21 protein-coding genes are annotated in these 26,112 nt (G+C 71.6%); 9 read left to right on the plus strand and 12 right to left on the minus strand.

Features of this window, described 5'->3' with window-relative positions; all coding sequences use genetic code 11:
• Positions 1-221 precede the first annotated feature (221 nt).
• The 3 genes from ACFYXE_RS30185 (at position 222) to ACFYXE_RS30195 (ending at position 6,043) form a co-directional block, all read left to right on the plus strand.
• Positions 222-734, plus strand: a complete 513-nt coding sequence (locus tag ACFYXE_RS30185; protein ID WP_389317978.1) for a hypothetical protein — start codon at positions 222-224, stop codon at positions 732-734.
• A gap of 419 nt (positions 735-1,153) precedes the next feature.
• Positions 1,154-5,500 (plus strand): hypothetical protein, encoded by a 4,347-nt coding sequence (locus ACFYXE_RS30190; RefSeq protein WP_389317980.1) that lies wholly within the window; start codon positions 1,154-1,156, stop codon positions 5,498-5,500.
• A 114-nt stretch (positions 5,501-5,614) separates the two neighbouring features.
• On the plus strand, positions 5,615-6,043 hold the full coding sequence (locus ACFYXE_RS30195; protein ID WP_389317982.1) for a hypothetical protein: 429 nt from the start codon (positions 5,615-5,617) through the stop codon (positions 6,041-6,043).
• A 16-nt stretch (positions 6,044-6,059) separates the two neighbouring features.
• Here the strand turns inward: ACFYXE_RS30195 and ACFYXE_RS30200 are convergent, their stop codons facing one another.
• From ACFYXE_RS30200 to ACFYXE_RS30210, 3 genes are all read right to left on the minus strand, one after another.
• Positions 6,060-7,013 (minus strand): formylglycine-generating enzyme family protein, encoded by a 954-nt coding sequence (locus tag ACFYXE_RS30200; RefSeq protein WP_389317984.1) that lies wholly within the window; start codon positions 7,011-7,013, stop codon positions 6,060-6,062.
• A 116-nt stretch (positions 7,014-7,129) separates the two neighbouring features.
• Positions 7,130-8,533 carry a sulfatase gene (locus ACFYXE_RS30205; RefSeq protein WP_389317987.1) on the minus strand — a complete coding sequence of 468 codons (1,404 nt, stop codon included), beginning with the start codon at positions 8,531-8,533 and terminating at the stop codon, positions 7,130-7,132.
• A 561-nt stretch (positions 8,534-9,094) separates the two neighbouring features.
• Entirely contained in the window at positions 9,095-9,544 is a 450-nt protein-coding gene (locus tag ACFYXE_RS30210) for an STAS domain-containing protein (RefSeq protein WP_389317989.1), read from the minus strand.
• Between the two features lie 200 nt (positions 9,545-9,744).
• On the opposite strand from ACFYXE_RS30210, the gene ACFYXE_RS30215 reads away from it, so the two are divergent.
• The gene (locus ACFYXE_RS30215) at positions 9,745-10,821 is read left to right on the plus strand and encodes a hypothetical protein (RefSeq protein ID WP_389317991.1); all 1,077 of its coding nucleotides are present in this window, start codon (positions 9,745-9,747) and stop codon (positions 10,819-10,821) included.
• Between the two features lie 100 nt (positions 10,822-10,921).
• Here ACFYXE_RS30215 and ACFYXE_RS30220 read toward each other — a convergent pair whose 3' ends face one another.
• The 3 genes from ACFYXE_RS30220 to ACFYXE_RS30230 all read right to left on the minus strand — a co-directional run bounded on the left by ACFYXE_RS30220 (position 10,922) and on the right by ACFYXE_RS30230 (position 15,048).
• The gene (locus ACFYXE_RS30220) at positions 10,922-12,265 is read right to left on the minus strand and encodes a hypothetical protein (protein WP_389317993.1); all 1,344 of its coding nucleotides are present in this window, start codon (positions 12,263-12,265) and stop codon (positions 10,922-10,924) included.
• Between the two features lie 132 nt (positions 12,266-12,397).
• On the minus strand, positions 12,398-13,345 hold the full coding sequence (locus tag ACFYXE_RS30225) for a hypothetical protein (RefSeq protein WP_389317995.1): 948 nt from the start codon (positions 13,343-13,345) through the stop codon (positions 12,398-12,400).
• Between the two features lie 155 nt (positions 13,346-13,500).
• Positions 13,501-15,048: an alpha/beta hydrolase gene (locus ACFYXE_RS30230; RefSeq protein ID WP_389317998.1), complete on the minus strand. Its 1,548-nt coding sequence runs from the start codon at positions 15,046-15,048 to the stop codon at positions 13,501-13,503.
• 227 nt (positions 15,049-15,275) lie between these two features.
• Between ACFYXE_RS30230 and ACFYXE_RS30235 the strand changes: the two genes are divergently transcribed.
• The 5 genes from ACFYXE_RS30235 (at position 15,276) to ACFYXE_RS30255 (ending at position 19,669) form a co-directional block, all read left to right on the plus strand.
• Positions 15,276-16,478, plus strand: a complete 1,203-nt coding sequence (locus ACFYXE_RS30235) for a sensor histidine kinase (RefSeq protein WP_389318000.1) — start codon at positions 15,276-15,278, stop codon at positions 16,476-16,478.
• Position 16,479: 1 nt separating this feature from the next.
• Positions 16,480-17,181, plus strand: coding sequence for a response regulator (locus ACFYXE_RS30240; protein WP_389318002.1), 702 nt, complete (start codon positions 16,480-16,482; stop codon positions 17,179-17,181).
• A 598-nt stretch (positions 17,182-17,779) separates the two neighbouring features.
• Complete coding sequence (locus ACFYXE_RS30245) at positions 17,780-18,067, plus strand: hypothetical protein (RefSeq protein ID WP_389318004.1); 288 nt, start codon at positions 17,780-17,782, stop codon at positions 18,065-18,067.
• An 8-nt stretch (positions 18,068-18,075) separates the two neighbouring features.
• Positions 18,076-18,573 carry an FBP domain-containing protein gene (locus ACFYXE_RS30250; protein WP_389318006.1) on the plus strand — a complete coding sequence of 166 codons (498 nt, stop codon included), beginning with the start codon at positions 18,076-18,078 and terminating at the stop codon, positions 18,571-18,573.
• Positions 18,574-18,763: 190 nt separating this feature from the next.
• Positions 18,764-19,669, plus strand: coding sequence for a HipA family kinase (locus ACFYXE_RS30255; protein ID WP_389318007.1), 906 nt, complete (start codon positions 18,764-18,766; stop codon positions 19,667-19,669).
• Positions 19,670-19,721: 52 nt separating this feature from the next.
• Here ACFYXE_RS30255 and ACFYXE_RS30260 read toward each other — a convergent pair whose 3' ends face one another.
• The 6 genes from ACFYXE_RS30260 to aceB all read right to left on the minus strand — a co-directional run bounded on the left by ACFYXE_RS30260 (position 19,722) and on the right by aceB (position 26,112).
• Positions 19,722-20,381, minus strand: coding sequence for a fasciclin domain-containing protein (locus ACFYXE_RS30260; RefSeq protein WP_389318008.1), 660 nt, complete (start codon positions 20,379-20,381; stop codon positions 19,722-19,724).
• A 93-nt stretch (positions 20,382-20,474) separates the two neighbouring features.
• Positions 20,475-22,070 carry a molybdopterin-dependent oxidoreductase gene (locus ACFYXE_RS30265; protein WP_389318010.1) on the minus strand — a complete coding sequence of 532 codons (1,596 nt, stop codon included), beginning with the start codon at positions 22,068-22,070 and terminating at the stop codon, positions 20,475-20,477.
• Positions 22,071-22,187: 117 nt separating this feature from the next.
• Positions 22,188-22,778, minus strand: a complete 591-nt coding sequence (locus ACFYXE_RS30270; protein ID WP_389318012.1) for a fasciclin domain-containing protein — start codon at positions 22,776-22,778, stop codon at positions 22,188-22,190.
• 225 nt (positions 22,779-23,003) lie between these two features.
• Positions 23,004-23,771, minus strand: coding sequence for an anti-sigma factor domain-containing protein (locus ACFYXE_RS30275; RefSeq protein WP_389318014.1), 768 nt, complete (start codon positions 23,769-23,771; stop codon positions 23,004-23,006).
• Complete coding sequence (locus tag ACFYXE_RS30280; RefSeq protein WP_361165906.1) at positions 23,768-24,352, minus strand: sigma-70 family RNA polymerase sigma factor; 585 nt, start codon at positions 24,350-24,352, stop codon at positions 23,768-23,770. Before ACFYXE_RS30280 ends, ACFYXE_RS30275 begins: the two co-directional genes overlap by 4 nt.
• Positions 24,353-24,492: 140 nt before the next feature.
• Positions 24,493-26,112 carry a malate synthase A gene (gene aceB / locus ACFYXE_RS30285; RefSeq protein WP_389318016.1) on the minus strand — a complete coding sequence of 540 codons (1,620 nt, stop codon included), beginning with the start codon at positions 26,110-26,112 and terminating at the stop codon, positions 24,493-24,495.

The raw sequence follows: 26,112 nt of genomic DNA on the forward strand, positions 1-26,112 counted from the left end.
AGCTGAAAAGCGCGGCAAGCGGAATGCGTTCCTGTCCTCTGAGTGAGAACGCGACGCGCGGCGGGATCAAGCCAGGTCTAGACCGGTTGCCTGTGAAGAGCATGAGTGGCTACCTTCACCTCGCCTTTACTTCGATCGCGAAGTGGGGCCGACGCAACTGAAGTTGCTTTCTTCTGGGGGGATCCATGCTTTCTGTTCGTTCCACGGTGACACGTGTGTGTATGGCCGTGGCTGCCCTTGCCGCCACCTGCGTCTCCGCGCCCGCCGCCACGGCGGCCGAGGCGGGCCCGGTGATCTCGTCCGAGGCGAAGGCTTCGGCGCGCGCCTTCGCCGCCGAGAACGAGGCCGAGGTGTTCGCCTCGGCCACCGTGTGCGGAACCGGCTACGAGTTCGTGGACGCCAAGGCGCTTCCGAACGCCGACAAGCGCTACGGCACGCTGTTCTTCTACATGAAGGGCAACAGCGCCTGCGCCATCCTGGACAACAACACGCCCGGCGGCGCCAACTTCATGGACCTGCGCATGTACCCCGGGGACAGCCCGAGCGCCGGTGACCGCGACAGCGGCGACTTCTCCTCCTACGCCGGTCCGGTGCGCAGCAGCACCGAGGCGGTCGGCGGCCGGTGCGTGACCATCACGGCCCTCATGAAGAACGAGGCCGGCACGGCGAACCTGATCAACTGGAAGGGCGGCTACGTCTTCACCGTGTCGTCGCCCTCCTCGCCCTGCGCCTGAGCGCACGGCAGGCCGGTCCGCGCATCCGCGCGCACCGGCGCTGACACGGACTGACGCGCGCACCCTCGTCCGGCTGGCACGGGACGGGGGTGCGCCCCGTATGTCCCGGGGCAGGTACGGCCCCGGCAGGGCGACTGCCCGCCACAGAGCCCCGTGCCCGGTCGCGCGCGCGGGTCACCCGCCGCCACAGGCGCCGTCACGGACGGCCCGGCCCCGTACTTCTCCCGGAGCGTCGCTCCGGGCGCCGGCCCGCACACCGGCATTCGGCTCAAGTCACCGTGCTCGGCGCACATCCGCGCCCGGGCCCGGACGGTCCTGCATGCCGCAGGGCCGCTTCACATCGAGGAGAATCGTTGAGATTCCGTGGGAGAGCACGTGTCCCCCTGGCGGCCGTCGTCGCCGGGGCCGTGCTGGGAGGGGTGGTCCAGGCATCCGCCTGGGCCGATGACACGGTCGGCAAGTCGCCGTCCGTGCAGTCCGAGCCGCAGCCGAAGCAGCGCGACGCGGTGCCGACGGCCGACCGTACGGCCGTCCTGGGCAAGGACTACAAGAAGTCGGGCGACATCGCCTGGACCACGAGTGGGGACGCCCAGGGCTTTCACCTGCTGACCGCGTCGGAGAGCAGCGGCTACCAGTGGCGCACCACGGCCTCGCTGTCCGAGCCCGGCTTCGACGCGGATTCCTGGATCGGCAACGCGTGCGTGACCGCGTCCGGCAAGCGCGCGGTGGTGGTCTACGCCCCGCGCACGTTCACCAACGAGGCCGAGCTGATGGCGCGCGGCGCGTTCACGGCCGTGGTGGACCTCGCCTCGGGCGAGGTCACCAAACTGCGGACCCAGACGACGCTGGCCCACTTCAACCCGGGCTGCGGCGCCGGGGAGAGCGCCGTGCTGACGCAGGCCGGCGGCGACGGCAAGAACGCCACCCGGCTGATCAAGCTGGACGCGGTGAGCGGCAAGGTGTCCGCCCCCATCGAGACCAAGGGACAGCTGACGTCGTCCGTCGTCACCGCGGACGGCACGATCGTCGGCGCGGCCGGCGCACAGCTGGTCAAGGTCGACGGCCGTGGCCGGAAGACGCCGCTGCTGAACACCTCCACCGTTCCGCACCGTGTGGCGGCGGACGCCGACGGCGGTGTCGTCTTCCTGGACCGCACGGCGGCGGGCTCCACGACCGTACGGGCCAAGCGCCTGACCGCGTCGGCGATCGACACGCCGCACGTGCGCACCGCGAAGGCCGGCGCGTTCGCCGAAGGACCGCTGCACGGCACCGGGCTGACCCGGGGCGCCGGAAAGGTGTTCCTGACGGGCAAGGCCCAGCGCGTGCCGGGCCGCACCCTGCCGTCGGGCGTGGCGCAGCTGACGCGGACCCCGATGGACACCAGGGTCTCGACCCGCGGCGAGGCCGTGGTCACCAGGACCACCTGGTCCGACGGCCAGGGCGCGCTCATCCGCGCCGACAAGCCGGACGCCACGCGTGCGGTGAGCGTCGATCTGACCGCTGTCGACAGCGGGAAGAAGGCGCGGTTCACCGTGCCTCCCCTGGCGCGCACGCCGCGGACCCGCGACGAGGGCTCGGCCATGAGCCCCGCGCTGACCTCCGCCAAGGGCGCACCCCCGGCGAAGGCCGAGGCAAAGGCGAAGGGAGGTGTGAGCACGCTGGCCGAGGACCGCAACGAGATCGTGGAGTCGGAGCGGGTGTGCTCCGTGCCGCGCAACGATCCGCGCAACCAGGCGACCCAGCCCAAGCCGCGCCAGGTGGAGTGGGCGGTCAACCAGGCCCTGCGCGGCAACCTGAACGCGCACATCAGCCGGCCGGCGAACTGGAAGGACCTGGGGATGCCGGCGTACCAGCCGCAGACCCTGTTCAAGAAGCCGGAGCTGGAGGGCGGCGGTGTCGTCCCGGCGCAGGTGATGCTCGGCGTCACCGCGCAGGAGTCCAACATGTGGCAGGCGTCCCGGGTCGCCGTGCCCGGCGTCTCCAGCAGCCCGCTGATCGGCAACTACTACGGCATCGACTACTACGACGGCAACACGGACAACGACTGGGACATCGCCTGGCCGGAGGCCGACTGCGGCTACGGCATCACCCAGGTGACCGACCACATGCGCATGGCCGGCCGTGAGGACGGCCACGGCGGTGCCGCCTGGGACTACCAGAAGCAGCGTGCGGTCGCCCTGGACTACGCCACCAACGTCGCCGCGGGCCTGCAGATCCTCGTCGCCAAGTGGAACGACACCAAGAAGGCCGGGCTGCAGATCAACAACGGCAACCCCGCCAAGATCGAGAACTGGTCGTTCGCCCTGTGGGCGTACAACGCCGGCTTCTACCCGAACAAGGGCGACGGCAGCCCCTGGGGCGTGGGCTGGGCCAACAACCCCGCCAACCCCATGTGGGACGCCGCCCGTTCCCCGTTCATGGAGGACAGCGCCGGCAACGAGGAGGCCTCCGACGCGGCTCACCCGCAGGACTGGCCGTACCAGGAGAAGGTGATCGGTTTCGCCGCGCACCCGCCGTCCTTCCTCGAGGCCCCCGGCAAGCTCGTCCCCGCCTTCCGCGCGGCCTGGTGGAACGGCAAGGAGGGCGGAGCCTCGATCGAGGGCAGCGCCGTCCAGAACCGCGCCAAGGCCAAGCCGCCGGAGAGCACCTTCTGCGACGTCGGCAACGACTGCACGCCCGGCAAGATCTCCGACAGCGCGCAGAACGAGCCGGGCATGGGACCGTGCACCCGCGACGACTTCAAGTGCTGGTGGCACATGCCCTCCACCTGGAAGACCGACTGCGACTACTCCTGCGGCAACGATTTCACCCGCTTCCCCGCCGACTGGGCCGAGGAGCCCGACGGCACCGCCTATCCGCCCAACTGCTCGCCCAACGCGGGTCTTCCGGCGGGCTCGATGATCGTGGACAACCTGCCCTCGGACGTCCCGGCGCAGCGCTGTGCCAATACGTCATGGACCAACGAAGGCTCGTTCTCGATCGACTTCGGTGACGGGGACGGCAGCCATCCCACGCTCGGCGGCCCCAACCGCTGGCCCGCCAAGGTCGACCTGCACCAGCTCGGCGCAGGCGCGGGCGGACACTTCTACTTCGGTCACTCCCGGTCCGACGACGCCAAGGGCCGCCGCCTGGAGTTCACCGGCAGCTGGACGCTCGGCAAGACCGTCGACGGCCCGGCCAAGGTCTGGGTCCACCTGCCCGACCACGGGGCGCAGGAGACCCGCGCCCAGTACAAGATCCACACCGCGAAGGGCGTCAAGACCCGCGTCCTCAACCAGAACGGCGACAAGAACCGCTGGGTCTCCCTCGGCGCGTTCATGTTCGACGGCAAGCCCAAGGTGTCCCTGTCGACCATCGCCCCCGACGCGACCGGCGACAAGGACATCGCCTACGACGCCGTCGCCGTCACGCCCATCAAGGGCCGGTTCGTCGAGCGCAGCCTGACGGCCGCGGCCATCTTCGACCCCAACCAGGACCTCGACGGCAGCATGCCCGAGGTGATCGAGACGCCGCTGCGCACCTCGACCACCCTCTTCCGCTGGGCGCAGGGCCACGCCTACCGCGGGCCGCGCTGGGACAACCCCGAGGTGGAGTACCAGGGCATCACCTCCGCCGCCCGCTGCACCGGGACGACCCCGCTGGGCGAATGCGTCGGCCAGCGGACCTACGACGTGGCCGACGACTGGTACAAGGACATCAAGGCCGGCGGGGAGGAGCCCAACGCCGACGGTACGGCCCCGAGCATGTCGATCCCGGTGTGGATGGCCATGTCCAACCTCCGCCCGGACCCCTCGAAGCCGGCCAGCGTCGCCTACCAGAGCGACAACAGCTACAAGATCAAGAGTGACATCGACGTCAGCTACATCGTCGACGACTCCTCGGGGAAGATCATCTCCGGGAGCGAGTCCGCCGGTTACCGCGTCCGGGTCGGCAACGCCCACCTGCCGCACTTCGTCACGGACTTCATCAAGGCGGTGGAGGCGGACTACGGGATCGCGAAGCCGAACATCAGCTACACGACGCCCGACGCGCTGGAGTTCGGGCGCGACCAGCACGTCTCGCCGTACACCACCGGTGACACCCCGGGCCAGGCGTACTTCCCGCACTTCCGCGGCGCACGCCTGAACTCGGACAACACCTGTGTCGACGTCCGCGGTGTGGGAGGCGGCGTGCACGGCTACCGGCCGATGGTCGCCAACAAGTACATCAACGACAACGTCAAGGCGTGGGTCGACAAGATCAAGGCGAACACCGAGATGAACTACACGGTGAAGAACCTCGCCGGGGACATCTACTCGATGTTCTTCAAGAACTCGGGCGACGTGAACACCTTCGGCAGCTCGATCGGCAACGCCCCGCCCATCTGGCAGGACATCGCCGCGGCCTTCTGCGCCGACGGGTCGGTGAAGCCCACCCACCTCGCGAACAACCGTGACGCCAACCCGGCCAACGGCATCGTCTTCCAGAGCTACATGCCCGACCTGTACCTGTACGTCGACGACAAGATGACCGACAACCTCGGCCGTCCGTCGAACAAGCGGATCCAGGTCGGCGACTGGAAGAACTTCTCCAACATCCCCGGCCTCACCGCCATCGACGGGCACGCCTTCGGGAAGTGCGACGTGATGGGGCGTGGCAGCGGCGGCAACCCGTGGGCGGTCGACGCGCCCATCCCCGTCATCGGGGACGGGCCCGGCAAGGTCCCGGCCGGTCTCGTGCACTGCGACGAACCCGGCAAGGGGTTCATCGAGAACGAGACGCCGTAGTGTCCCGTGTGCGGGGGCGGGGCAGTGGCCCCGCCCCCGCACACGCATTCCCGCCGGAGCTCCGCCCCGGGCGGGCGGTCACCCGGCCCTGAACGAACGGAAAGCACCCGAACCATGGGATCCGGCGCAGGAATCCTCACCCTCCTGGCGGTCGTACTGCTGCTGCCGCTGGCACTGCTGGCCCGCGCGGTCGGCCGCCGCACCACACCCAGGACCGGCTGGTGGTTCGCCGCGCTCGTGATCGGCCTGCCCCTGGCCTTGCTGGTCGGCTGGATCGCCACCGCGCAGACCGACAACGACAGGCCCCGGCCCGACCCGGCCCTTCCCACGGGCAATCCGTACGCCCCCGACACCACGGCACACGACCGCTGGTCCCGCGGCCGGGACGAGGCCGCCGCACTGACCAGACAGGGCAAAGGACCTGGGTCCGGCATGGCGGACGACGTCCACCGCTGGTGCGAGGACCATGTGAAGCCCTCCCCGAACGACGGCGCGGCCCTCGCCGAGGCCACCCTGCGCGGCTGTGCGGCCGGAGCCACCTGACCCGCGCGACACCGGATCAAGCGGAGCCGCCAGCGCCGCCGGCGCCGTCACGGGCATCCGCCGCCACGCGAAAGCCCGTGTGACCCGTCGAGGAGTCCGGGGCGTTGGAGGTCCGCGCCGAACAGCGGTAGCGGTTGCAGTACGAGGCGTGGCAGAGGTGTGAGCCGCCGCGCAGCGCCCGCGCGGGCGAGCCGGGAGCGAAGCGGTCGCCGGTCCACTCCCACACGTTGCCGACGGCGTGGTGCAGCCCGAAGCCGTTGGGGGCGAGGGAGCGTACGGGCGCGGTACCGACCGCCGTCGTCGGGCCGTCCGGAAACGTACCGCGGAAGATCACCGCACGGTCCGGGTCGGGCGGTTCGTCGCCCCACGGGTGGCGCGCCTGGTCGAGGCCGCCGCGGGCGGCGTACTCCCACTCGGCCTCGGTGGGCAGCCGGGTGCCGGACCAGGCGCAGTACGCCTGCGCGTCGTGCCAGGAGACGTGGACGACGGGATGGTCGAGGCGGTCGTCCGAGCGCGATCCGGGGCCCTCCGGCTCGCGGTGCCAGGCGCCCGGCACCGCGAGCCACCAGTCGGCACCGGGCACGGACTCGGCCCACCGGCGGGCCTCGGCGGTGAGGCTGCCGCGGAAGACGAACGAGTAGCCGTGGCGCTCCGCCTCCGTGCGGTAGCCGGTGGCGTCCGCGAAGGCGCGGAACTCGGCGTGACTGACGGCCGTGGCGGAGATCAGGAACGGCGCCACCCCGACCGTGCGCACCGGCCCTTCGCAGTCCTCGGGGAACGCGTCGGCGTCCTCGGTGCCCATCCGGAAGGTCCCGCCGGGCAGCGACAGGAGCGGAGCGAAGGCGCCGCCGCCCGGCCGCTCCCCGGCGGACCGGCCGTCGTGCTGCTCCCCGGCGCCGCGGTCGAGCAGCGGCAGGGTGGTGCGGCCCGGTGCGGTGGAGCGGGCGGGGGCGCAGCAGTGGCGGCTCATCGGGGGTTCCTTCCTGGGGTGCCGTCAGGCGTCGGGCGGCAGGGGCCCGACGGCCGGACGGACAGGGGGTGTGCCGGTTGCCGGTATGCCGGTATGCCGGTATCGGGGCCGTGCCGTCAGGCGGTGCGGTCCGCGGCCAGCGCGGCCGCGAGGCCCGGGATCCCGAGGGCCCGTTCCTGCGCGGGCGTCGCCTGGTAGAGGCTGTTGCTCAGCTGGTACGGGTCCGCCTGCAGGTCGTAGTACTCGCGGAAGCCGACCTGGCCGGTGCCGGTCACCTTGCCCGAGGCATCGGTGTGCAGGTCGTAGTACTCGGTGTACTGGCGGTCCTTGGCGACGTACGACGACCAGGTCCGCTGCCCTTCCCCCGTGCCCTGCTTCCACCACTCGATGAGCAGGTGGTCGCGGGAGTAGCCGCTGAGCAGGGAGCGGCCGTCGTGCGGGGTGTCCGGGGTGATGCCGGCCGCGTCGAGGACGGTCGGGGCGATGTCGATGTTCGCGACGATGCGGTTGTCGGTGGTGCCGCCGCCGAGCCCGCCGCCGGGCCAGGAGAGGTAGAACGGCACCTCGTGGGCGGGACGGTAGGGGACACCCTTGCCGGTCAGGCCGTGGTCGGCCCAGTTGAAGCCGTTGTCGCCGATGTAGATGACCAGGGTGTTGTCGAGCTGCCCCAGGTCCGCCAGCTTGTCGTGGAACGCCTGGACCGCGTCGTCCACCGAGCGCAGGGTGCGCAGTTGTTCGGCGCGCACCCGGCGGCCGTCGGCCAGGGTCTGGGTGGCGTTGCGGACGTAGGGCGGCTTGTCGCTGCGGTCGCTCTCGGGCACGGAGGGGCGGCCGTCCCAGGCGGGCACGGCGGTCCCGGCGTACTTGGCCTCCGGGGTGCGGGGGCCGTGCGAGGCGTACGGGGTGACGTAGGCGAACCAGGGACGGTCGTCGGAGCGGGACTTGTCCAGGAAGGCGAGGGTGCGGTTCCTGACCACGGTGGTGGTGTAGCCGGTGACGGTCTGCACCGTCCCGTTCACGTTGAACGTGCCGTCCACGTACGAGGGTCTGAGCAGCGCGAAGTCCTCGAAGTGCGGCGGATTGTCGGCGACGTTCCAGGAGTTGAGGTACTTGCCGAACAGCCCCGTGCGGTAGCCGGCGTCCTTCAGGTACCGCTGCAGGGTGGTGTGCTGGTCCAGCGCGTGCGAGGCACCGTTGTTGCGCACGCCGTGGTTGTGGGCGAAGCGGCCGGAGAAGACCGAGGACCGCGACGGCGCGCACAGCGGGGTGGTGACGTGCCCGTTGGTGAAGCGCACGCCGTGGCCGGTCAGCCAGTCGACGGTCTTCGGGGTGGCCCACTCGGTCTGCTTGGGCTGGTCGTCGGTGACGATCAGCAGGATGTTGGGCCGGGCGGCGGCGGCGCGGGCGGGGGAGGCGGCGAGCGCGGGCAGGGTGGCACCGGCGGCGACGGCCGCGGCGGTGCCGAGGACACCGCGGCGGGTGGGACCGGAGGCGCTGCCGGACGGGCTAGAGGTGCTCATGACAAAGTGACCCTCTCGTCTGAGTGCGGGACGGGCGACGGCGGTGGTGGCGGTGACACGAACGCTAGGCGTGGGGCCGGGCCGGATCCATGCACGGGGCGCGAAGGGTTTGTTGCTGGTTCATTGCCGTGGGCCCGGGGGGCCGCCCCGCACGCGGACGCAGGGGTGCGGCCGCGTGCGGGATCACGGGAGCAGGTCGGCTCTGGACGAGGGCGGTCGGGGGGGCTTCGCGACAGCGCGCGCCCGTTAGAGCGGAGGCCGACTCCGCTGCGCCGGCAGGGCGGGAAGGCGTGACCGGCTCAAGTGCGGTCGGGCCGCTGCCCGTGAGCCCGGCCTCGCCGCCGCATTCGCCGTATGGCGGCCGTGTCGCTGCAGCCATTTCCTGATCGCCCGCTTCGGATGCATCGGTGCCATCCCTCCGGTCATCGAGAATGGATGACTCCACCGATACCCGACACATCGGAATACATTCACGCAGACACTTTTGGGGTAAAAGTCATGCGCCCAATCGAATTTCGGGGCGGTTGGCGGTTGGCGGCGGGCGGCGGGCGGCGGGCGGCGTCAAGAAGCCCGTGGGCCTTCCTGGGCGGCGGCATAGGCACTTTCGAGGGACGGGTGCGCCTCGAAGAGGATGGCGGCGCCGGTCAGGTCCAGGAGCCGCTGAATCGGTGGCGGCGTGGCCGAGAGGATCACCTGGCGCTCGGCCCGGGTCTTCAGCAGATGATTGAGGAAGGTCGAATCGGCGAAGTGCAGGCCCGCCAAGTGGAAGACGAGGGGCCCTTCCTGCATCCGCAGGGCGTGCGACGTGGCCTCTTCCAGATCGCCGATGCTGCTGGCATCCACCTCGCCGGCGAGCTCGACGACCCATGCCGCGCTGCGCTGATGGGTGACCACGGTGTATCGGGGCTGTTCGTCGAAAGGCTGGGACATGCGGCGTCCTTCACGGAATAAAGGAATGACAAGACCGCCCCGGATTTCCACCCTGATACGGGAGTTCACCGCGGCGGCCATGCGCCTGCTGTCCTAAGCGTCTGGCGCTCGATTGTAGCACTTACGTTCGATGCGACTTCGGCTCGGCCGACCGCCGGCCGCCGACGAATCTTCCTTTGGCCCGCCCGCCGACCCGGAACCCTGCCGGGTGTCGGCCCGCCGAGGATCAGCCCACCCATCGAGTCCACCCACTGTCAGACACCGGTGGCAGCATCACCGCTATGAACGCCATATTCACCACCCCGCCCCGGCCGTTCGATGTCACCGCGCTCTTCCCTCAACTGGCCTCGCTGGCGCGGAGGGCGACCCGGCTGCACCCGCGGCCGGGATCGCCGACCGTGCACGACAGCTCTGTCGGCGGGCCGCTTCTGTGGCCGGCCGACGAGCCGTGGCCGTACTGCGAAGAACCGCATGACAGGCATGCGTCGCTCAGAATCAACTCCCCGGACGACGTCCGGCTCCAGCGCCGCGTCCTCGCCGCGGCGGCCGAGCGCCTTTACCCCGACCCCGAGGCACCCGAGCGCCCTGACCTCGATCCCTGGGTACCCGAGCGGACTCCTGAGGAACAGGAGATCTTGGATCGGATCAAGGTGGGCCGCCCATGGTTCGACGGCCCGATCCCTCTCGTGCCCGTCGCCCAGTTGTACGCCCGCGACGTCCCCTTCCCCTGCCCGCCCGACGCGGACCTGCTCCAAGTCCTGTGGTGCCCCTTCGACCACGAGATGGCCCACCCCAAGACCGCCCTCTTCTGGCGGTCCTCCGTAACCGTCACCGACGTCCTCGAGGCACCGCCCGAGCCGCCGATCGTCCAGGACGGCTGGTACCTCCCGGAGCCGTGCCTGTTCTCACCGGAGCAGGTCGTCGAATACCCCCACCCCTCGGAGCTGAGCGAGGAACTTCGGGACCAGCTGGACGACATGAGCCGCTGGGAGACGATCGACTCCGCGCGGTACGACACGTACGCGGACGACCCTGGCGAGCTCTACCTGAACAACCTCTGCACCGCCCCCGGCTGGAAGACCGGCGGCTGGACCCGTTGGAGCCCCACCGACCCGATCGACCGCTCCTGCCCCGAGTGCGGCACCGAGGCGGTCCCGCTCCTCACCATCGCCTCGTCGGAATGGGACGGGGGCAGCGCGACCTGGATCGCCGAGCAGGACCGGCCGACCCCGGGCCCGCCGGCCCTGGGCGCACGGGATGGCAACTTCACCTTGATCGACATCACCGGCGGCAACAACCTGCAGCTCCACATCTGTCCGGCATCCCCGTACCACCCTCACTTCGAACTGCTCCAGTGAGCCCGTACGGACGTCCTCGGCGCCGATGCCACGAGCGACATCGCGATCGACTTTCCGGTCAGCCGCCCCGGCCGATTACCGGAGATCCCAACGACAAGCCCTAGCTGGGCCTTCGTCGGCGGCGGAGCCATTGGCCGATCCCGCGGCGTGGCGGTGTGCTGCCAGGCTCGGGCCGGGCGGAGGGCGGCGCGGACGGGTCGCGCGGCTCCGGTGGCCCGGGAGGTGACGGCGGCGTGAGGGCGACAGGCTGCCGCGGTGGGGCCGCCTCGTCGAGCGGTGCCGGGGGCTCCGCCGGGGAGTCGTGGGGCTCCGGCTCATGCTCGGGTGCGGGGCGGTGGGGTTCGGGGTCCGGACGGTGGAGTTCGGGTTCCGGTTCATGCTCGGGTGCCGGAGGGTGGGGCTCTGGTGCGGGACGGCGGAGCTCGGGAGGCTGGGGCGGTTGCGCGGTGGGCGCTGGGGCCCGCGGTGTCGGGGTGGGGCGGGGCTGTGGGGCTGGATTTCGCCAGCGCTCCATCGCCTCGTATGCGGGTGTCACGCGTGCCGGGCAGCGGGGCGGCGTCTGGGTGCCGTCCTCGGCGGTGTGCCAGAAGGCCAGTTGCCAGGGGGAGTCGACCCACAGGCGCAGCGCGGGGGTGGACCCGCGGGCGTAGATCTCCCAGCCGCCCACCGCCAGGACGTCGGTGCCTACGGCCAGGGGCTCCATCAGGTCGGCGAGATCGGAGCGCACCGTCACATGGAACTGTCCGGCCCGGGAGGGGACGCCGACGGCGAGATCGGCGAAGGGGCTGTAGTTGCTGTCCCGGCTGACGCGCTGGACCGTGCCCACGACAGCGACCGGGTGGGGCAGGTGGGGCGTGGTCCGCAAGCGGGAGAAGAGCCGGGTGTAGGACTCGGGCAGGGGCCCGTAGCAGAAATCCGTCCACGGTATGAGTCGCCCCTGGTGCGGGTGAACGTGGAACCGGGCGGCGATCTCCGCTTCGTGGTCGTGGAGTTGGAGGAACTGCGCGATCTCGGCCGCGGTGGCGACGGCAGGAGGCAGGAGGGGCCGGCCCGGGGCGACGGAGTCCTCCTCGGCCTCGGTCTCGGCCTCGGTCTCGGTCGCGGGTCCGGTGCCGTGGTCCGGACCGGGCGGCAGCATGTCGTCGAGGCGGCGCGGCAACGTGAGCTGCACGGTTCCGCCCGTATCCACCTCGGCCAGGCCGTGCGAGCGGCGGGCGACGCGCCCGGCGACGGTGTCCGGATCGAGGGGGCAGGAGGCATCGTGCCCTCTGCCCTCCAGGCGGTAGTGCGCCTGCACCGGCTGCCCCTCGCGCAGGCGGGCGCCCACCGCGATGCAGGGAGCCGTGCACTTCCAGCAGATCAGATCACCGTGGAGGGCCCGGGGCGGACCGATATGACGCCGGAAGACGTGTCGGCCGGTGTCCTTCTCGCGAGCACGGTGCACCCGTCGTCCCTCCCCTTGGCAGTCCCAGGCCGCCGAACCAGGCTACTTGCCCCGCGCTCGCCGACAGCACCCCGCTCGGCGGAGCCCGCCGGGCCGTGCGTCAGGACGACCGGTGCGCCGTGCGGGGACGGTTCAGGCCTTCTGCCGGCCCTGGGCGACGACCTGGTCGGTCATGTCCGCGGTATCGGTGGCCGCGGGTGCGTCGACGGCGACATCGGTCCCGAAATCGCTGAAGTCCATCACGACCGTCGCCTTCTTCATCCCGGCGGCGCCCGCCGCCTTGCTGGTCTTGTCGGAGCTCTTGTCCGGGCTCTTGCCGGGCCTTTTGTCGGACGGAGCCTTCAGTTCCATCTGCTGACGACGCGTCAGGCCCTCGGTGTCGATCCACAAGTCCATGGGAACCGTCTCGCCGAGCTGCTCGCGCAGCTTCTCGGCCTCCTTCTCGTCACCCCGGGCCAGCTTGTCGATGTCGACCGAGACCCGGTAGTGCGTGGTCTTCACGCCACCGATGTACTCCTGGCCGACCTTCTGCACGTCCTTCTCGGACAGGGACTTGGAGTAGGCGAAGGAATCGGAGGGGTCACTGACCTGATCGCCCCCGCTCGCTCCGGAGGCGCGCAGCTTCTTCAGGTCGATCTTCATCCACGACTTGCCGCCGGGCAGACCGGCCTCGCCCTTCGGCGGCTTCTGGTAGAGCACTTGGTCCACGACGCGCTGCTCGATGCGTCGGCCGGGCTTGCCGAGGGTGAGCTTGCTCGTGCCGTCGTCGAGGTCGATGACGCCCTTGCCGGTGATCTTCTGCGTCTCGTCGCCCGCGCTGACCGTCGAGGTGATCTCCAGGCGCGCGGAACCCGCCCGGCTGGTCTTCTCGTTGGTCGCCCGCACCACCTGTGAGGACGACCGCTCGGCGGTTCTGCTCGTCGTGCTGTCCGTCTTCGTGTCCCCGGACCTCGCGTCGGAGCCGGAATCGTCCCCCGACCCGCACCCGGCCAACGTCGCGGCGGCCAACAGGCCGACCACACCGTACGCAGTCGTCTTCGAGAATCGGACCTTCGCCTTCGCCTTCGCCTTCGCCTGCACAGCGCCCTCCCCGGTTGACATGGCATCCATCAGGTAAGCGCCCGATTGCCCCCGCGGACGGATCACACACCAGCGGTCGATCTTTCTACGGCGCCCGACCTAACAGCCGTCCGACCCGGCGGCGCGGCGCGTCGCCGCCCGCGACCGCCCGTCGGTCAGCGCCCGCGGGTCACGGGCTCGGCTGCACAGGCGCGGTCCCGTGCGGGACGTTCACCGGTGGTCAGGTACGTGGTCACGGCGTCGTCGGCGCAGCCGTTGCCGCCGTACAGGTAGGCGCCGTGGCCGCCTTGGTCGGCGGTGACCAGTACCGCCCGCTTGCCGAGCGCCCGCCGCATCGCGTGTGCACCGGCCAGCGGTGTTCCCGGGTCGCGTTCGTTCTGCACCATCAGGATGTTGGCCGGGCCGCGGTCGCTGACGCGTACCGGATCCTTGACCCAGGAGCGCGGCCAGTAGGCGCACGGACCGATGTTGGCCGTGGAGCCGCCCAGAAGCGGGTAGCGCTTGCGGTCGGCCGCCACCCCGCGCTGGTACGCGCGCAGCGTCCGGGGCCAGGCGGCATCTCCGCAGATCACCGCGAATCGCGCGGACATGAACTGCTCCGCGTCAGGGCTGGACGGCAGCTCCGGCACGGGCTTGCCGGTGTCCAGCGCCTGCCAGAGCGCGGCCAGCTCGGGCATGTTCGCGTCGAGGTAGAGCCGGTCGAAGGTGATCCCGCGGAAGGCCGTCCCGTCGAATCCCTGGGCCGGTTCCCGCTCCAGCCGCCGGGCCAGCTCGAAGTACTTCGCGCGTACCTCTCGGGGAGTCCTGCCCAGGCCGTACCGGGGATGAGCGGCGGCGTACCGGGCGAAGTCCGGGAAGCGCTCCTCCATGCCGCGGCCCAGCATCCGCATCGCCCCGGCGTCGTACCCGCCCGGCCCCAGGCTGCTGTCCAGCACGATCCGGTCCCCGCGCCCGGGGAACAGCGAGGCGTACACGGCGCCCAGGTGGGTTCCGTACGACGCCCCCAGGAACGACATGCGCCGTTCGCCGAGCGCCGCCCTGAGCCGGTCCATGTCGCGGGCGGTGTCGGCGGTGCCGATGTGCGGCAGCACCGGGGCCGAGGGCGAGGCGGCGCACCGCTCGGCGATGCCCCGGGCGCGACCGGCCTCACGGACGACGTCACCCGGAGTGCGGGCGTAGGCGGGGAAGTTCCCTCGGTCCTGCTGCTCCTGGGTGAGGCCGCAGCTCACGGGGGCGCTCCGGCCCGTGCCGCGCGGGTCGAAGCCGATGATGTCGTAGGTGTCACGCACCTTCTGCGGGAGGCCGGTGGCGGCGAGGACGGCCGGGTAGCCGAGCCCCGGGATGCCGGGTCCGCCCGGGTTGGTCAGCAGGACGCCCCGGCGCCGCTCGGGTTTCGTGCCGGCCAGCCGCGAGACGGCGATCTCGATCTGACGGCCTGCGGGATCTGCGTAGTCCAGTGGCACTGCGAGCTTCGCGCACTCCAGGGGCGGGAACTCGCCGGGAGCCCCGGCCTTGCCCTTGCCCTTGGTCGTGGCCGTGGCCGTGCCCGTGCCCTTGGCCTCGGCCGTGGCCGGCCGCTCCTGGGGGCACGGCTTCCACTGCAGGGGCGGCGGTGACGGGGGTGTCGCCGAGGCTCCCGGTACCGCGGTCAGCGTGGCCGCGGTGGCGGAGAGGGCGACGGCGAGGGTCGTGATGCGGCGCATCTGTGTCCTCCTGGGGGCGAGGTCGTCCGTCCGGCCGCACCCCCGCCCGGCGGCGTGGGGTGTCGATCCGGCTGCCCCACGAGCCTGCTGTGCGGGTCCCGCCGCGCACATCGGCCGTCGGGCTGCGGCTGCCTTCGCCCCAGGGCGAGGTCGACCTCCGACCCAGGTCGGAGGTGGCCCCTCTTCGGGAGGCTGTGCGGGCCGCGCGCGCTCGCGACAATGGCACCATGGCGACGACGATCACGCGGGCCGCACCGGCCCCACCCGGCCACGGGGCCCGGCGCCACGCCTGGCGTCTGCTGGCCGCCGCGGCACTGGGCGTTCCCTTCTGGTTCCTCACCGCGATGCAGATGCCGTACGGCTACGTACGTGAGGGCGGCTACTGGTTCGTCACCGGTGACCCGCTGGTGGCCCTCGTCGCTCTGGCCGCGCTCGCCCGGCGCCGGCGCCACCCCCTGCCCACCGCCCTGGTCGCCGTGGCCGCATCCGCGGTGTCGGTCCTGGCCACCGGCGCCGCCTTCCTGGCGCTGACCTCGATCGCCGCCCACCGGCGGCCGGTGTGGACCGGTTCCGTCATGGCGACCTACCTGCTGGCCGCCCAGGGCGCCATGGGGCTCTACCCCGTGCGGGGCGAACCCCCCTCGCCCTGGCTGGCGTTGCTGCTCTCCGCGCTGAGCGCGGGCATCGCCGTCGCCGTCGGCCTGGCCATCGGCTCCCGCCGCGCCGAGGTCAGGTCGTTGTGGGAGCGGGCCGTGAGCGCGGAGCGCGAGCAGAGCGCACGGGCCGCCCACGCCCGGTCCCAGGAGCGGACCCGGATCGCCCGGGAGATGCACGACGTCCTCGGCCACCGCATCTCCCGGGTGGCGCTGCACGCCGGAGTGCTGGACCACCGCGGCGACCTCACCCCGGAGGAGAACCGCATGCTGGTGCGCTCCATCCTGGACAGCTCGCACCAGGCCCTGGAAGAACTCCGCGACGTCCTCGGCGTCCTGCGCTCCGAACCCGAACGCCCCGAACCGCCCCAACCCTCGATGGAGTTGATACCGGACCTGGTGGCCGAGGCGCATGCCGCCGGACTCGACGTCACCTATACCGGCTCGGTCCGCCACGACCCTCCCGACCCGATCGGCCGCACCTGCTACCGCGTCGCTCAGGAGGGCCTGTCCAATGCCGCCAAGCACGCCGCCGGTTCCCGCGTCCGCATCACCGTCGAAGGCGCCCCCGGCGACGGGCTGCGCGTCACGGTACGCAACTCGCCCGCGCCCGCACCCCGGGGCACGGCGCTGCCGTCCTCCGGCTACGGCCTGCTGGGCCTCACCGAACGCGTCACCCTCGCGGGCGGCGAACTCCACCACCGCCCGACCTCCGACGGCGGCCACCTCCTGACCGCGCGGCTACCCTGGCCCGACCACCGCGGGAAGAGAGCATGAGTTGGACAGCCACCAGCAGCGGGCCGAACCGCTCCGCGTCCTGGTCGTCGACGACGACCAACTGGCCCGTCTGGCGCTGCGCCTGGTCATCGACGGCGAGCCGGACCTGACCGTCGCCGCCGAGGCCGCCGACGGGGACGGCGCCCTCACCGAGGTGGACCGGCACCGTCCGGACGTCGTCCTGATGGACGTGCGGATGCCGGGCCGCGACGGGCTGAGCGCCACGCGGGACATCCTCGCCCGGCCCTCTCCGCCCGCCGTCCTGATGCTGACCACCTTCGACGCCGACGAGCTCGTCCTGGGCGCCCTGCGTGCGGGCGCCCTCGGCTTCGTCCTCAAGGACACCCCGTCGGCCAGGATCGCCGACGCCATTCGCAGCGTCGCCGCCGGAGAACCCGTTCTCTCCCCGTCGGTCACCGCCCGCGTGATCGCCGCGGCCACCGCCCCGCATTCCTCGTACGTCCGTGCCGAGACCCGCGAGGACGCCCGCCGCCGCCTCGCCGCGCTCACCGACCGCGAACGCGACACCGCCCATGCCATCGCGGACGGCCTCGCCAACCCCGACATCGCGGCCCGCCTCGGCATCTCCGTCGCCACGGTCAAAGCTCACACCACCGCCGTCTTCGCCAAACTCTCCGTCGACAACCGGGTCCAACTGGCCCTCCTGGTCAGAGACGCCGAGGACTTCCGCGACGTCCGCTAGGAGCACCGGCGAAGGACTCGGCTCCCCGCCGCGCACCGGCTGCGAAGGCGAGCGTTCCGCCTCCCTCCCTCCCCCCCTCCCCCCTCCCCCCCTCCCTCCCTCCCTGCGAGCGGGCGGTCGGTAATTCCGGGCACGCGGTCGAAGCGGTGGGGTAGCCTGGCCCGGATTTCGCGCGGCAGGGTTTCTGCCGCCCCGCTCGGCGCGCTCGGCGTCGACACGCACCGCGTGCCCTGCCCGGAAGGAGGCGAGAGACATGGACCGTGCCGAATGCGTTGCGGCCATAGTTGCCTCAGGCCGTGTGCCCTCCCTCCTCTGCGGCGCGCGGTAACTCTTCCCCCTTACTCGTTTCCTGTCCTCGGCGTCTTCCTGAGATGCCGTGCCACGAGACGTCCCGGCCTGCTCGGTTCCTCTGATCTGCCGCGCGGGCTGCGGGGGCGCGTGCCCGAAGACGGGCCCTCCTCTTGCTGGTCACCGTGATCTCGGCCTTTTCGCTCAGCCGCACGCCCAGCAGAGCGCCGACGCGTGTGACACACAGGCGGTGAGGCAGGCCCGGGTGCTCTCCGCGGTACCCGCTGCCCCGCCACGCTGCCGTGTCCCCGTGCTGCGTACACCGGCCCGTCGTCCTCATGCGACCGACCCCGGCCGTCCCGACAGCACCTCGACACGAAACAAGCGTGATCAACATGACCAAGAAACCGTCATCGGTACGCCCCGGATCGCGGCTCGCCTGCTGCCCGCCCTGCTGCTCCTCGGCCCGGGCACGGGCCTGACCTTCATGCCGCTCTACGCGACGGCCCCCGCCGGCGTGCCGGCCCAGGGCGACGCGACCGGCCACGACGCCGAAGCGCGCACCTCACTTCAGCTCACCTCACCTCACCTCACCTAGGACTCTCCATGAAACCCCTGACCGAGCACGACATCCGGACCTCGTTCGTCAACTGCTCGAAGGGCGAGGCCAAGCGCCTCCCCCTGCCCAAGAACCTGGCGGACCTCGACCACTGGGACGACCTGGACTTCCTGGGCTGGTTCGACCTGTCCGCGCCCGATCGCAAGTATCTCGTCCTTGATCGTGCCGGAGAGCTCGTCGGCCTGTCCCTGCGCTCCGCCTCCGGCAACCGCGGCTTCCTGCGCCGCAGCCTGTGCTCGCTGTGCCTGACCACGCACCCCGGCAGCGGCGTCTCCCTGATGACCGCCCCCAAGGCAGGCCCGGCCGGCCGCGCGGGCAACTCGGTGGGCCTGTACATCTGCAGCGACCTGGACTGCTCGTTGTACGTGAGGGGCAGGAAGAAGGCGGCTCCGGGCGGACGCATGGAGGAGTCCCTCACCGTCGAGCAGCAGATCGAGCGCCTGCGCGGCAACCTCGACGCGTTCGTGGAGCGAGTCCTCCACTGAGTCCGCCACGAGTCCGGCAGGGGCTCGACGACCAGCACCGCCGAGCCCCTGCTCACCCCACGAACCGCCGCCCCAGCCGGAGTCCGGCGCCAGACTTGACCTTCGTTACGATGCACACCTCACGCCCCAGCCCCGGCACCGTCGGGAAGGCCGTGGTCCGGACAAGTGAAGGGGAAGGTGGCCCGAGGACATGTTGAGAGTGGTCACCGCCACCCGCTACGTCGAGCCGCTGCGCACCGGCGGCTCCGTGCCCGGTGTCGTCGAGGCCGACGACCTGGGGACGTACGTGGTGAAGTTCACCGGGTCCGCCCAGGGCCGCAAGGCGCTCGTCGCCGAGATCATCGTCGGTGAGCTGGCGCGCCTGCTGGGCCTGCGCTTTCCCGAGCTGGTCCTCGTGGACTTCGACCCGGCCGTCGCCGCCGACGAACCGCACCAGGAGGTCCAGGACCTGCTGCACGCCAGCGCGGGCCGCAACCTCGGCATGGACCTGCTGCCGGGCGCGAAGGACTTCAGCCCGGACGCCATCGACGTCGACCCGCTGGAGGCGGGCAAGATCGTCTGGCTGGACGCCCTCACCGCGAACGTCGACCGCACGGTGCACAGCTCGAACCTGATGATCTGGCCCACGTTCGGCGTGCAGGAGCCGCGGCTGTGGCTCATCGACCACGGCGCCGCCCTGGTCTTCCACCACCGCTGGGGCAGCTCGGCGTCCGACAAGACCTACGACTTCCGCCACCACGCCCTCGGCGGGTACGGCCCGGACATGGCAGCGGCCGACGCCGCACTGGCGCCGCTGGTCACTCGGTCCGCGCTGCGCGGGATCGCCGCGCTGGTGCCCGACGCGTGGCTCGCCGACGAGCCGGGCTTCGCCTCCCCGGACGCGGTCCGCGAGGCGTACGTGAACCATCTCCTGGCCCGCGCCCGTGCCTCGGCGGCCTGGCTGCCCACCTGTTTCCCCGGCCGCGACGAACTCGCCGCGGCCGACGCCCGGCGGGCCGCCGCCACCGAGAAGGCCCGCCCCGCCTGGCTCAAGCGCGTGCCCGACCTGCACGGGAAACCCGCGGCCGAGCAGGACTGGTCCAGACACCTCGGCTGACGCGGGCCACCGGGGACGGGCGGCCGGCGTCAGCCGGGAGGCGCGGTGCGGGTCAGCTCTTCGGCATCAGGACGGTGTCGATGATCTCGACGTTCGCGTTGGACGTCTTCACGTTGCCGCACACCACGTTGGCGGAGTCGTTGACCTTGTACGACGTGCCCGAACCGGACGTCGTCAGCTTGGTCTTCTCCAGCGTCGGGTAGGAGCCGCTCTCCAGGTCCTTGGGCTCCAGCTTCTGGCCCACGACGTGGTAGGTCAGGATCTTGGTGAGCTGGGCCTTGTCGGCGAGGACCTTGTCCAGGTCGGCCTTCGGGATCTTCGAGAACGCGTCGTTGGTCGGCGCGAACACGGTGATGTTCTTGGCGCTGTTCAGGGTGTCCACGAGCCCGGCCTTCTTCACGGCCGTCACCAGGGTGGACAGGTCGGGGTTGTTCGAGGCGGCGGTGGCGACCGGGTCCTTGGCCATGCCGTCGAAGCTGCCCTTGCCGTCCTTCGGCACCGAGGCGCAGCCCGGGCCGAACGGCTTGGCCATGGTGCCCATCTCGTCGGACGGGCTCGACGAGCTCTTCTCCTCGGCGGACGAGGACTTGGACGCGTCGGACGACGCGCTGTCCTTGCTGTCGTCCGAACAGGCCGTCAGGGCCAGCGGCAGGAACGCGACGGAGGCGACGGCGACGGCGGCACGGCGGACACGGCGGGACGAGGTGTTCATGGTGAATCTCCTGGAGTAGGCCGGGGCTGCTGCCCGCGGCGAGGGTTTCGTGAGGGGGTGTTGCGGCGGGGGGAAGGGCTCGCGGAGCCCTGGTCAGTCGACGGTGACCACCACCGAATGCCGGCCGCTCGCCCCGTCGGGGATCGTGCGGGTGCGCCGCGCGGTCTGGATCGCGCCGGTACGGTCGGTCGCCCGCACCGTGAGGGTGTGGTTGCCGGGGGTGGCCCGCCAGCGGAAGGACCACTGGCGCCAGGTGTCCCTGCTGTCCTCCGCGGCCAGTTCGGCGGCCTGCCAGGGCCCGTCGTCGACGCGCACCTCGACCTTGTCGATGCCGCGGTGCTGTGCCCAGGCCACCCCGGCGACCATCACGGTCCCGGCCTTCGGCCTGCCGAACGGCTTGGGGGTGTCGATACGGGACTGGGTCTTGATCGGCGCCTTGCGGGCCCAGTCCCGCTTCACCCAGTACGGGTCGTAGTCGTCGAACGTCGTCAGCTCGATGTCCTGGATCCACTTGCAGGCGGACACGTAGCCGTAGAGCCCCGGCACCAGCATGCGGACCGGGAAGCCGTGTGCGAACGGCAGCGGCTCGCCGTTCATGCCGAGGGCGAGCATCGCGTCCCGGCCGTCCATGACGTCGTCCACCGGCGTACCGATGGTCATGCCGTCCACGGACCTGGCCACCAACTGGTCGGCCGGGCCGCCCCGGGAGGGCGGGCGCACACCGCACTCGTCGAGCAGGTCCGCGAGCCGCACCCCGATCCAGCGGGCGTTGCCCACGTAGGGGCCGCCGACCTCGTTCGACACGCAGGTCAACGTGATGTCCCGCTCGATCAGTTCACGTCCGAGGAGGTCCGCGAAGGACAGCGTCCGTTCGCGCGTGACGCCCTTGCCGTGGATCCGCAGCCGCCAGGTGTCGGCGTTCACCTTCGGCACCACGAGCGCGGTGTCCACCCGGTAGAAGTCGTCGGCGGACGTGACGAACGGGCTGACGCCCGCCACCCGCACCTGCGCGCCCTTGGGCACGGCGTCGGCGGGCGAGGCGGCGGCGGGGAGCGTGACGGCCTTGCGGGAAGCGACGGCGTCCTTGCCGAGCGAGGCGCCCAGCGTCCTGCCGAGACCGCCGACCGCCGCCGACGCGGCAGCCGCCGCGCCCGCCGCGATCAGGAAACCGCGCCGGTCCCACCCGGTCTCCGCCGCCGCGTCCCCCGCCGGGGCGGGTCGCAGGGCGAGACGTCCCACGAGCACGTACAGGAGGACCGCGCCCACGAGCGCGCCCACCAGGGACGGCAGCGCGTCCACCAGGCCGGTGGAGTCGGGGCGCGAGGTCGCCGCGACGGCGCCGACCACCCCGAAGAGCAGCACGCCCGCCGAGCCGGTCCTGCGCCGGTACAGGGCGAACAGGCCGAGCGCCACGGCCAGCAGACCGAGCACCGCGAGGATGCCCGACTTGAGGACGAGCTTGTCGTTGGTGCCGAACTCCTGGATCGCCCAGTCCTTGACGGCCGCGGGGGTGCGGTCGATGGCCGCTCCGCCGACGGCGACCACGGGCCCGGCCTCGGGCCGCACGGCCGTGGACACCAGCTCGGCCACGGCGAGGGCGGCGAACCCGGCCAGGGCGCCGCTGAGGGCGCCGGCCGCCGTACGCCGCCAACCGCCGTGCGGCCGGGGGACTTTCCACGCTGTCTTCACGTGGGGTATCCGGGGCCGACGGCCGGGCGGATTGGTCGATTCCCCGATCGAGTGAACGTGGCCTCCGACGGCGGTCCGTGAACCGCTGTCGGAGGCCACGTCGTCCGGGCCCGCGCGTCACATCTTCGGCATCAGCACCGAGTCGATGAGATACACCGTGGCGTTGGACGTCTTGACGTTGCCGCAGACCACCTTGGCGCTGTCGTTCACCTTGTACGACTCGCCGGAGCCGCTGGTGGTGAGGTTGCCGCCCTCCATGGTCCTGAACGTGCCGTCGGCCAGCTTGTCCGGCGCGATCTTCTCGGCCACCACGTGGTACGTGAGGATCTTGGTGAGCTGGTCCTTGTTGGCCAGGACCTTGTCCAGGTCGGCCTTCGGGATCTTCGCGAAGGCGGCGTTGGTCGGCGCGAAGACGGTGATGTCCTTGGCGTTGTTGAGCGTGTCGACCAGGCCGGCCTTCTTGACGGCGGTCACCAGCGTGGACAGCTCCGGGTTGTTGGAGGCGGCGGTGGCGACCGGGTCGTCCGCCATGCCGTCGAAGCTGCCCGCGCCGTCCTCGGGGACCGCGGAACAGGCCGGTCCGAAGGGCCCGGACATGCTGTCGGCGTGGGCCGCGGGGGCGAGCAGGCCGAGCGAGACCGGCAGGGCGAGCGCGGCGAGGACCGAGACCGTGGTGCGGCGTGCGTGGCGGGTGCGGTGGACAGTCATGATCGGTTCCTCCTCGGTGGAGGGTCGTCCCGGGCTGGCCCGGGAGCGTGGCGGTCGGCCGGGTGACCGACGCACACGTAATCCGGAGCGGGTGGGGATACGGATTGCTTTTGTCCCGATTTCACCCCTTGTAATGCTCGGGGTGCCCACCGTGTCCGGCCCCGAGGGGTCTCCGCCCCGCCCGGCCCCGAGGGGCCTCAGCCCCCGCCCGGCCCGCCGCCGCCCTCAGGTCGGGAAGTTCATCAGCGCCACGGGGGAGGAGGTCGGTTCGGCCGAGCCGCCCGCCGGTTCCACCGTGATGCCCATGCCGGTGGCCCCGCCGACCTTGCCCTGCATCAGCACCGCCTCGGTCGCCCGGCCCGCGTCCATGAGCCCGGCCGACCGCATGGTCCCGCCCTCGTTGAACCACAGCTGGTAGACCTTGCCGCCCGGCAGCCGTGCCATGCCGTCCGCCACGAAGACGGCCTTGTCGAGGTCCTTGGACACGACGACCGTGCCGCTCGCCCCGTCACCGAGCTCGCCGGTCCGGGTCCTGGCGTCCGGGGCGGCCAGCACCTCGGCGAGCTGCTGCGACTGCTCCCTGGCCTGCGCCTGGGCCTGGCGGGCCTCGTCCCGCGCGTCCTGCGCCTGCTGGTGCTGCCACACGGCGGTGCCGCCGAAGGCCGCCGCGGCGGCGAGGCAGGCCGCGAGGGCCCACCGGGAGAACCGGCGCGCCCGGCGCGGCGCCGCGCTCGGACCCGGTGCGGGCTCGCCGCGCGGGACGTCCTGGCGGACGCTGGCGATGCGCGTGAGCACCTCGTCCTTGAGGGCACGGCGGGGCGCGACGGACGCCGCAGCCGCGAGCCGCGCGACGGTCTCGGTCAGCTCGAGCACTTCCTGGGCGCACGAGGAGCACTGCGCCAGGTGTTCCTCGAACTGTGCGCGCTCGTCGTCGTCCAAGGCATCGGCGGCGTAGGCGCCGGTCAGCGTGTGCAGGTCGGCAGCGGTGTTCACGCGGTCACCCCCAGGCAGTCGCGCAGCCGGATGAGTCCGTCGCGCAGGCGGGTCTTGACGGTGCCCAAGGGCAGGGACAGGAGCTCGGCCACCTGCCGGTAGGTCAGGCCCCGGTAGTAGGCGAGCGTCACGGACTGCCGCTGGACCTCGGTGAGGTTGCGCAGGCACCGGCGCACCTGCTCGCGCTCCAGCCGCGTCTCGACCTGCTCGCTGACCTCGTCGAACTCCGGGGTCTGGGAGAGCAGCGCGGCCCTGTGCTCCCGCGCGTGGGACGCCTCCACGGACCGGACGCGGTCGACCGCGCGCCGGTGCGCCAGAGTGAGCACCCAGTTCATCACCGACCCGCGGTCCGGCCGGTAGCGCGGCGCGGTGCGCCACACCTCGACCAGGACCTCCTGGGCGACCTCCTCGGACTGCGCGTGGTCACGCAGCACGCCGCGCACCACGCCGAGGACCGGGCCCGCCACGGCGTCGTAGACACCGGAGAAGGCCTCCTGATCACCGCGGGCGACCCGGCCGACGAGCTCTTGGAGATCGGGACCTGGGGCGGAGCGGGATCCGATGGGCACGACTTCATTCACGCGGTGATCCTCCAGGGCGCAGACCTACGTACACGACTGATCCGGAGCCGACGGCGCGCCGGATTGGTCGTGGGACCACGCAATCCGCCCCCGGCGCTGTGCGGTGCCGGGGGCGGGGAGGAGCGGGTGCGACGCCGAGGTCAGCGCAGCTGCTCGTACGCGGGAAGGGTCAGGAAGTCCGCGTAGTCCGCGTCGAGCGAGACCTGCAGGAGCAGGTCGTGGGCCTGCTGCCACTTGCCGGCCGCGAAGGCCTCGTCGCCGATGTCGGCGCGGATGGCGTCGAGCTCCTCGGCGGCGACCTTGCGGGCCAGGTCGGCGGTGACGGTCTCGCCGTTCTCCAGGACGACACCGGCGTTGATCCACTGCCAGATCTGCGAGCGCGAGATCTCGGCGGTGGCCGCGTCCTCCATCAGGTTGAAGATGGCGACGGCGCCCAGGCCGCGCAGCCAGGCCTCGATGTAGCGGATGCCGACCTGGACGGCGTTGACCAGGCCGTCGTAGGTGGGCTTCGCGTCCAGCGAGTCGATGGCGATCAGGTCGGCCGCGGAGACCTCGACGTCCTCGCGCAGGCGCTCCTTCTGGTTGGGCTTGTCGCCCAGGACCGCGTCGAAGGACTTCATGGCGATCGGGACCAGGTCCGGGTGCGCGACCCACGAGCCGTCGAAGCCGTCGCCGGCCTCGCGGTCCTTGTCGTTCTTGACCTTCTCGAACGCGACCTTGTTGACCTCGGCGTCCTTGCGGGACGGGATGAACGCGGCCATGCCGCCGATCGCGTGCGCGCCGCGCTTGTGGCAGGTGCGCACCAGGAGCTCGGTGTACGCCCGCATGAACGGGGCGGTCATGGTGACCAGGTTGCGGTCCGGCAGGACGAACTTCGAGCCGCCGTCACGGAAGTTCTTGACGATGGAGAAGAGGTAGTCCCAGCGTCCCGCGTTCAGGCCGGAGGCGTGGTCGCGCAGCTCGTAGAGGATCTCCTCCATCTGGTACGCGGCGGTGATCGTCTCGATCAGGACGGTCGCGCGGACCGTGCCCTGCGGGATGCCGACGTAGTCCTGCGCGAAGACGAAGATGTCGTTCCAGAGGCGGGCCTCCAGGTACGACTCCGTCTTCGGGAGGTAGAAGTACGGGCCCTTGCCGAGCTCGATGAGGCGCTTGGCGTTGTGGAAGAAGTACAGGCCGAAGTCGACGAGCGCGCCGGGGACCGGGCGGCCGTCCACCTGGAGGTGGCGCTCGTCCAGGTGCCAGCCGCGCGGCCGCATGACGACGGTCGCGAGCTCGTCGGCGCCCTTGAGGGCGTACGACTTGCCGGTGCGCTCGTCCGTGAAGTCGATGCGGCGCTCGTAGGCGTCGGTGAGGTTGAGCTGGCCCAGGACGACGTTCTCCCAGGTGGGGGCGGAGGCGTCCTCGAAGTCCGCGAGCCAGACCTTGGCGCCCGAGTTCAGGGCGTTGATGGTCATCTTGCGGTCGGTCGGGCCCGTGATCTCCACCCGGCGGTCGTTCAGCGCGGCCGGGGCCGGCGCGACCTTCCAGGAGTCGTCCTCGCGGACCGCGGCGGTCTCCGGGAGGAAGTCGAGGGTGGAGGTGCGGGCGATCTCGGCACGGCGCTCGCCGCGGCGGGCGAGGAGCTCGTCACGCCGCGGCGTGAACAGCCGGTGCAGCTCTGCCACGAAGGCGAGGGCCGCGTCGGTGAGCACCTCTTCCTGCCGGGGCAGGGGCTCTGCGTCGACGATGGCCAGCGGCGACGGCGCTAGTGCGGACAT

The organism is Streptomyces sp. NPDC002564 (genome assembly GCF_042889645.1).
GTDB lineage: Bacteria > Actinomycetota > Actinomycetes > Streptomycetales > Streptomycetaceae > Streptomyces.

Bases quoted from the DNA above. Each gene is read 5' to 3' on its own strand.
- ACFYXE_RS30185 (WP_389317978.1), top strand. From the start codon at position 222: ATGGCCGTGGCTGCCCTTGCCGCCACCTGCGTCTCCGCGCCCGCCGCC.
- ACFYXE_RS30195 (WP_389317982.1), top strand. From the start codon at position 5,615: ATGGGATCCGGCGCAGGAATCCTCACCCTCCTGGCGGTCGTACTGCTG.
- ACFYXE_RS30200 (WP_389317984.1), bottom strand. From the start codon at position 7,013: ATGAGCCGCCACTGCTGCGCCCCCGCCCGCTCCACCGCACCGGGCCGC.
- ACFYXE_RS30205 (WP_389317987.1), bottom strand. From the start codon at position 8,533: ATGAGCACCTCTAGCCCGTCCGGCAGCGCCTCCGGTCCCACCCGCCGC.
- ACFYXE_RS30210 (WP_389317989.1), bottom strand. From the start codon at position 9,544: ATGGCCGCCGCGGTGAACTCCCGTATCAGGGTGGAAATCCGGGGCGGT.
- ACFYXE_RS30215 (WP_389317991.1), top strand. From the start codon at position 9,745: ATGAACGCCATATTCACCACCCCGCCCCGGCCGTTCGATGTCACCGCG.
- ACFYXE_RS30230 (WP_389317998.1), bottom strand. From the start codon at position 15,048: ATGCGCCGCATCACGACCCTCGCCGTCGCCCTCTCCGCCACCGCGGCC.
- ACFYXE_RS30235 (WP_389318000.1), top strand. From the start codon at position 15,276: ATGGCGACGACGATCACGCGGGCCGCACCGGCCCCACCCGGCCACGGG.
- ACFYXE_RS30250 (WP_389318006.1), top strand. From the start codon at position 18,076: ATGAAACCCCTGACCGAGCACGACATCCGGACCTCGTTCGTCAACTGC.
- ACFYXE_RS30255 (WP_389318007.1), top strand. From the start codon at position 18,764: ATGTTGAGAGTGGTCACCGCCACCCGCTACGTCGAGCCGCTGCGCACC.
- ACFYXE_RS30260 (WP_389318008.1), bottom strand. From the start codon at position 20,381: ATGAACACCTCGTCCCGCCGTGTCCGCCGTGCCGCCGTCGCCGTCGCC.
- ACFYXE_RS30270 (WP_389318012.1), bottom strand. From the start codon at position 22,778: ATGACTGTCCACCGCACCCGCCACGCACGCCGCACCACGGTCTCGGTC.
- aceB (WP_389318016.1), bottom strand. From the start codon at position 26,112: ATGTCCGCACTAGCGCCGTCGCCGCTGGCCATCGTCGACGCAGAGCCC.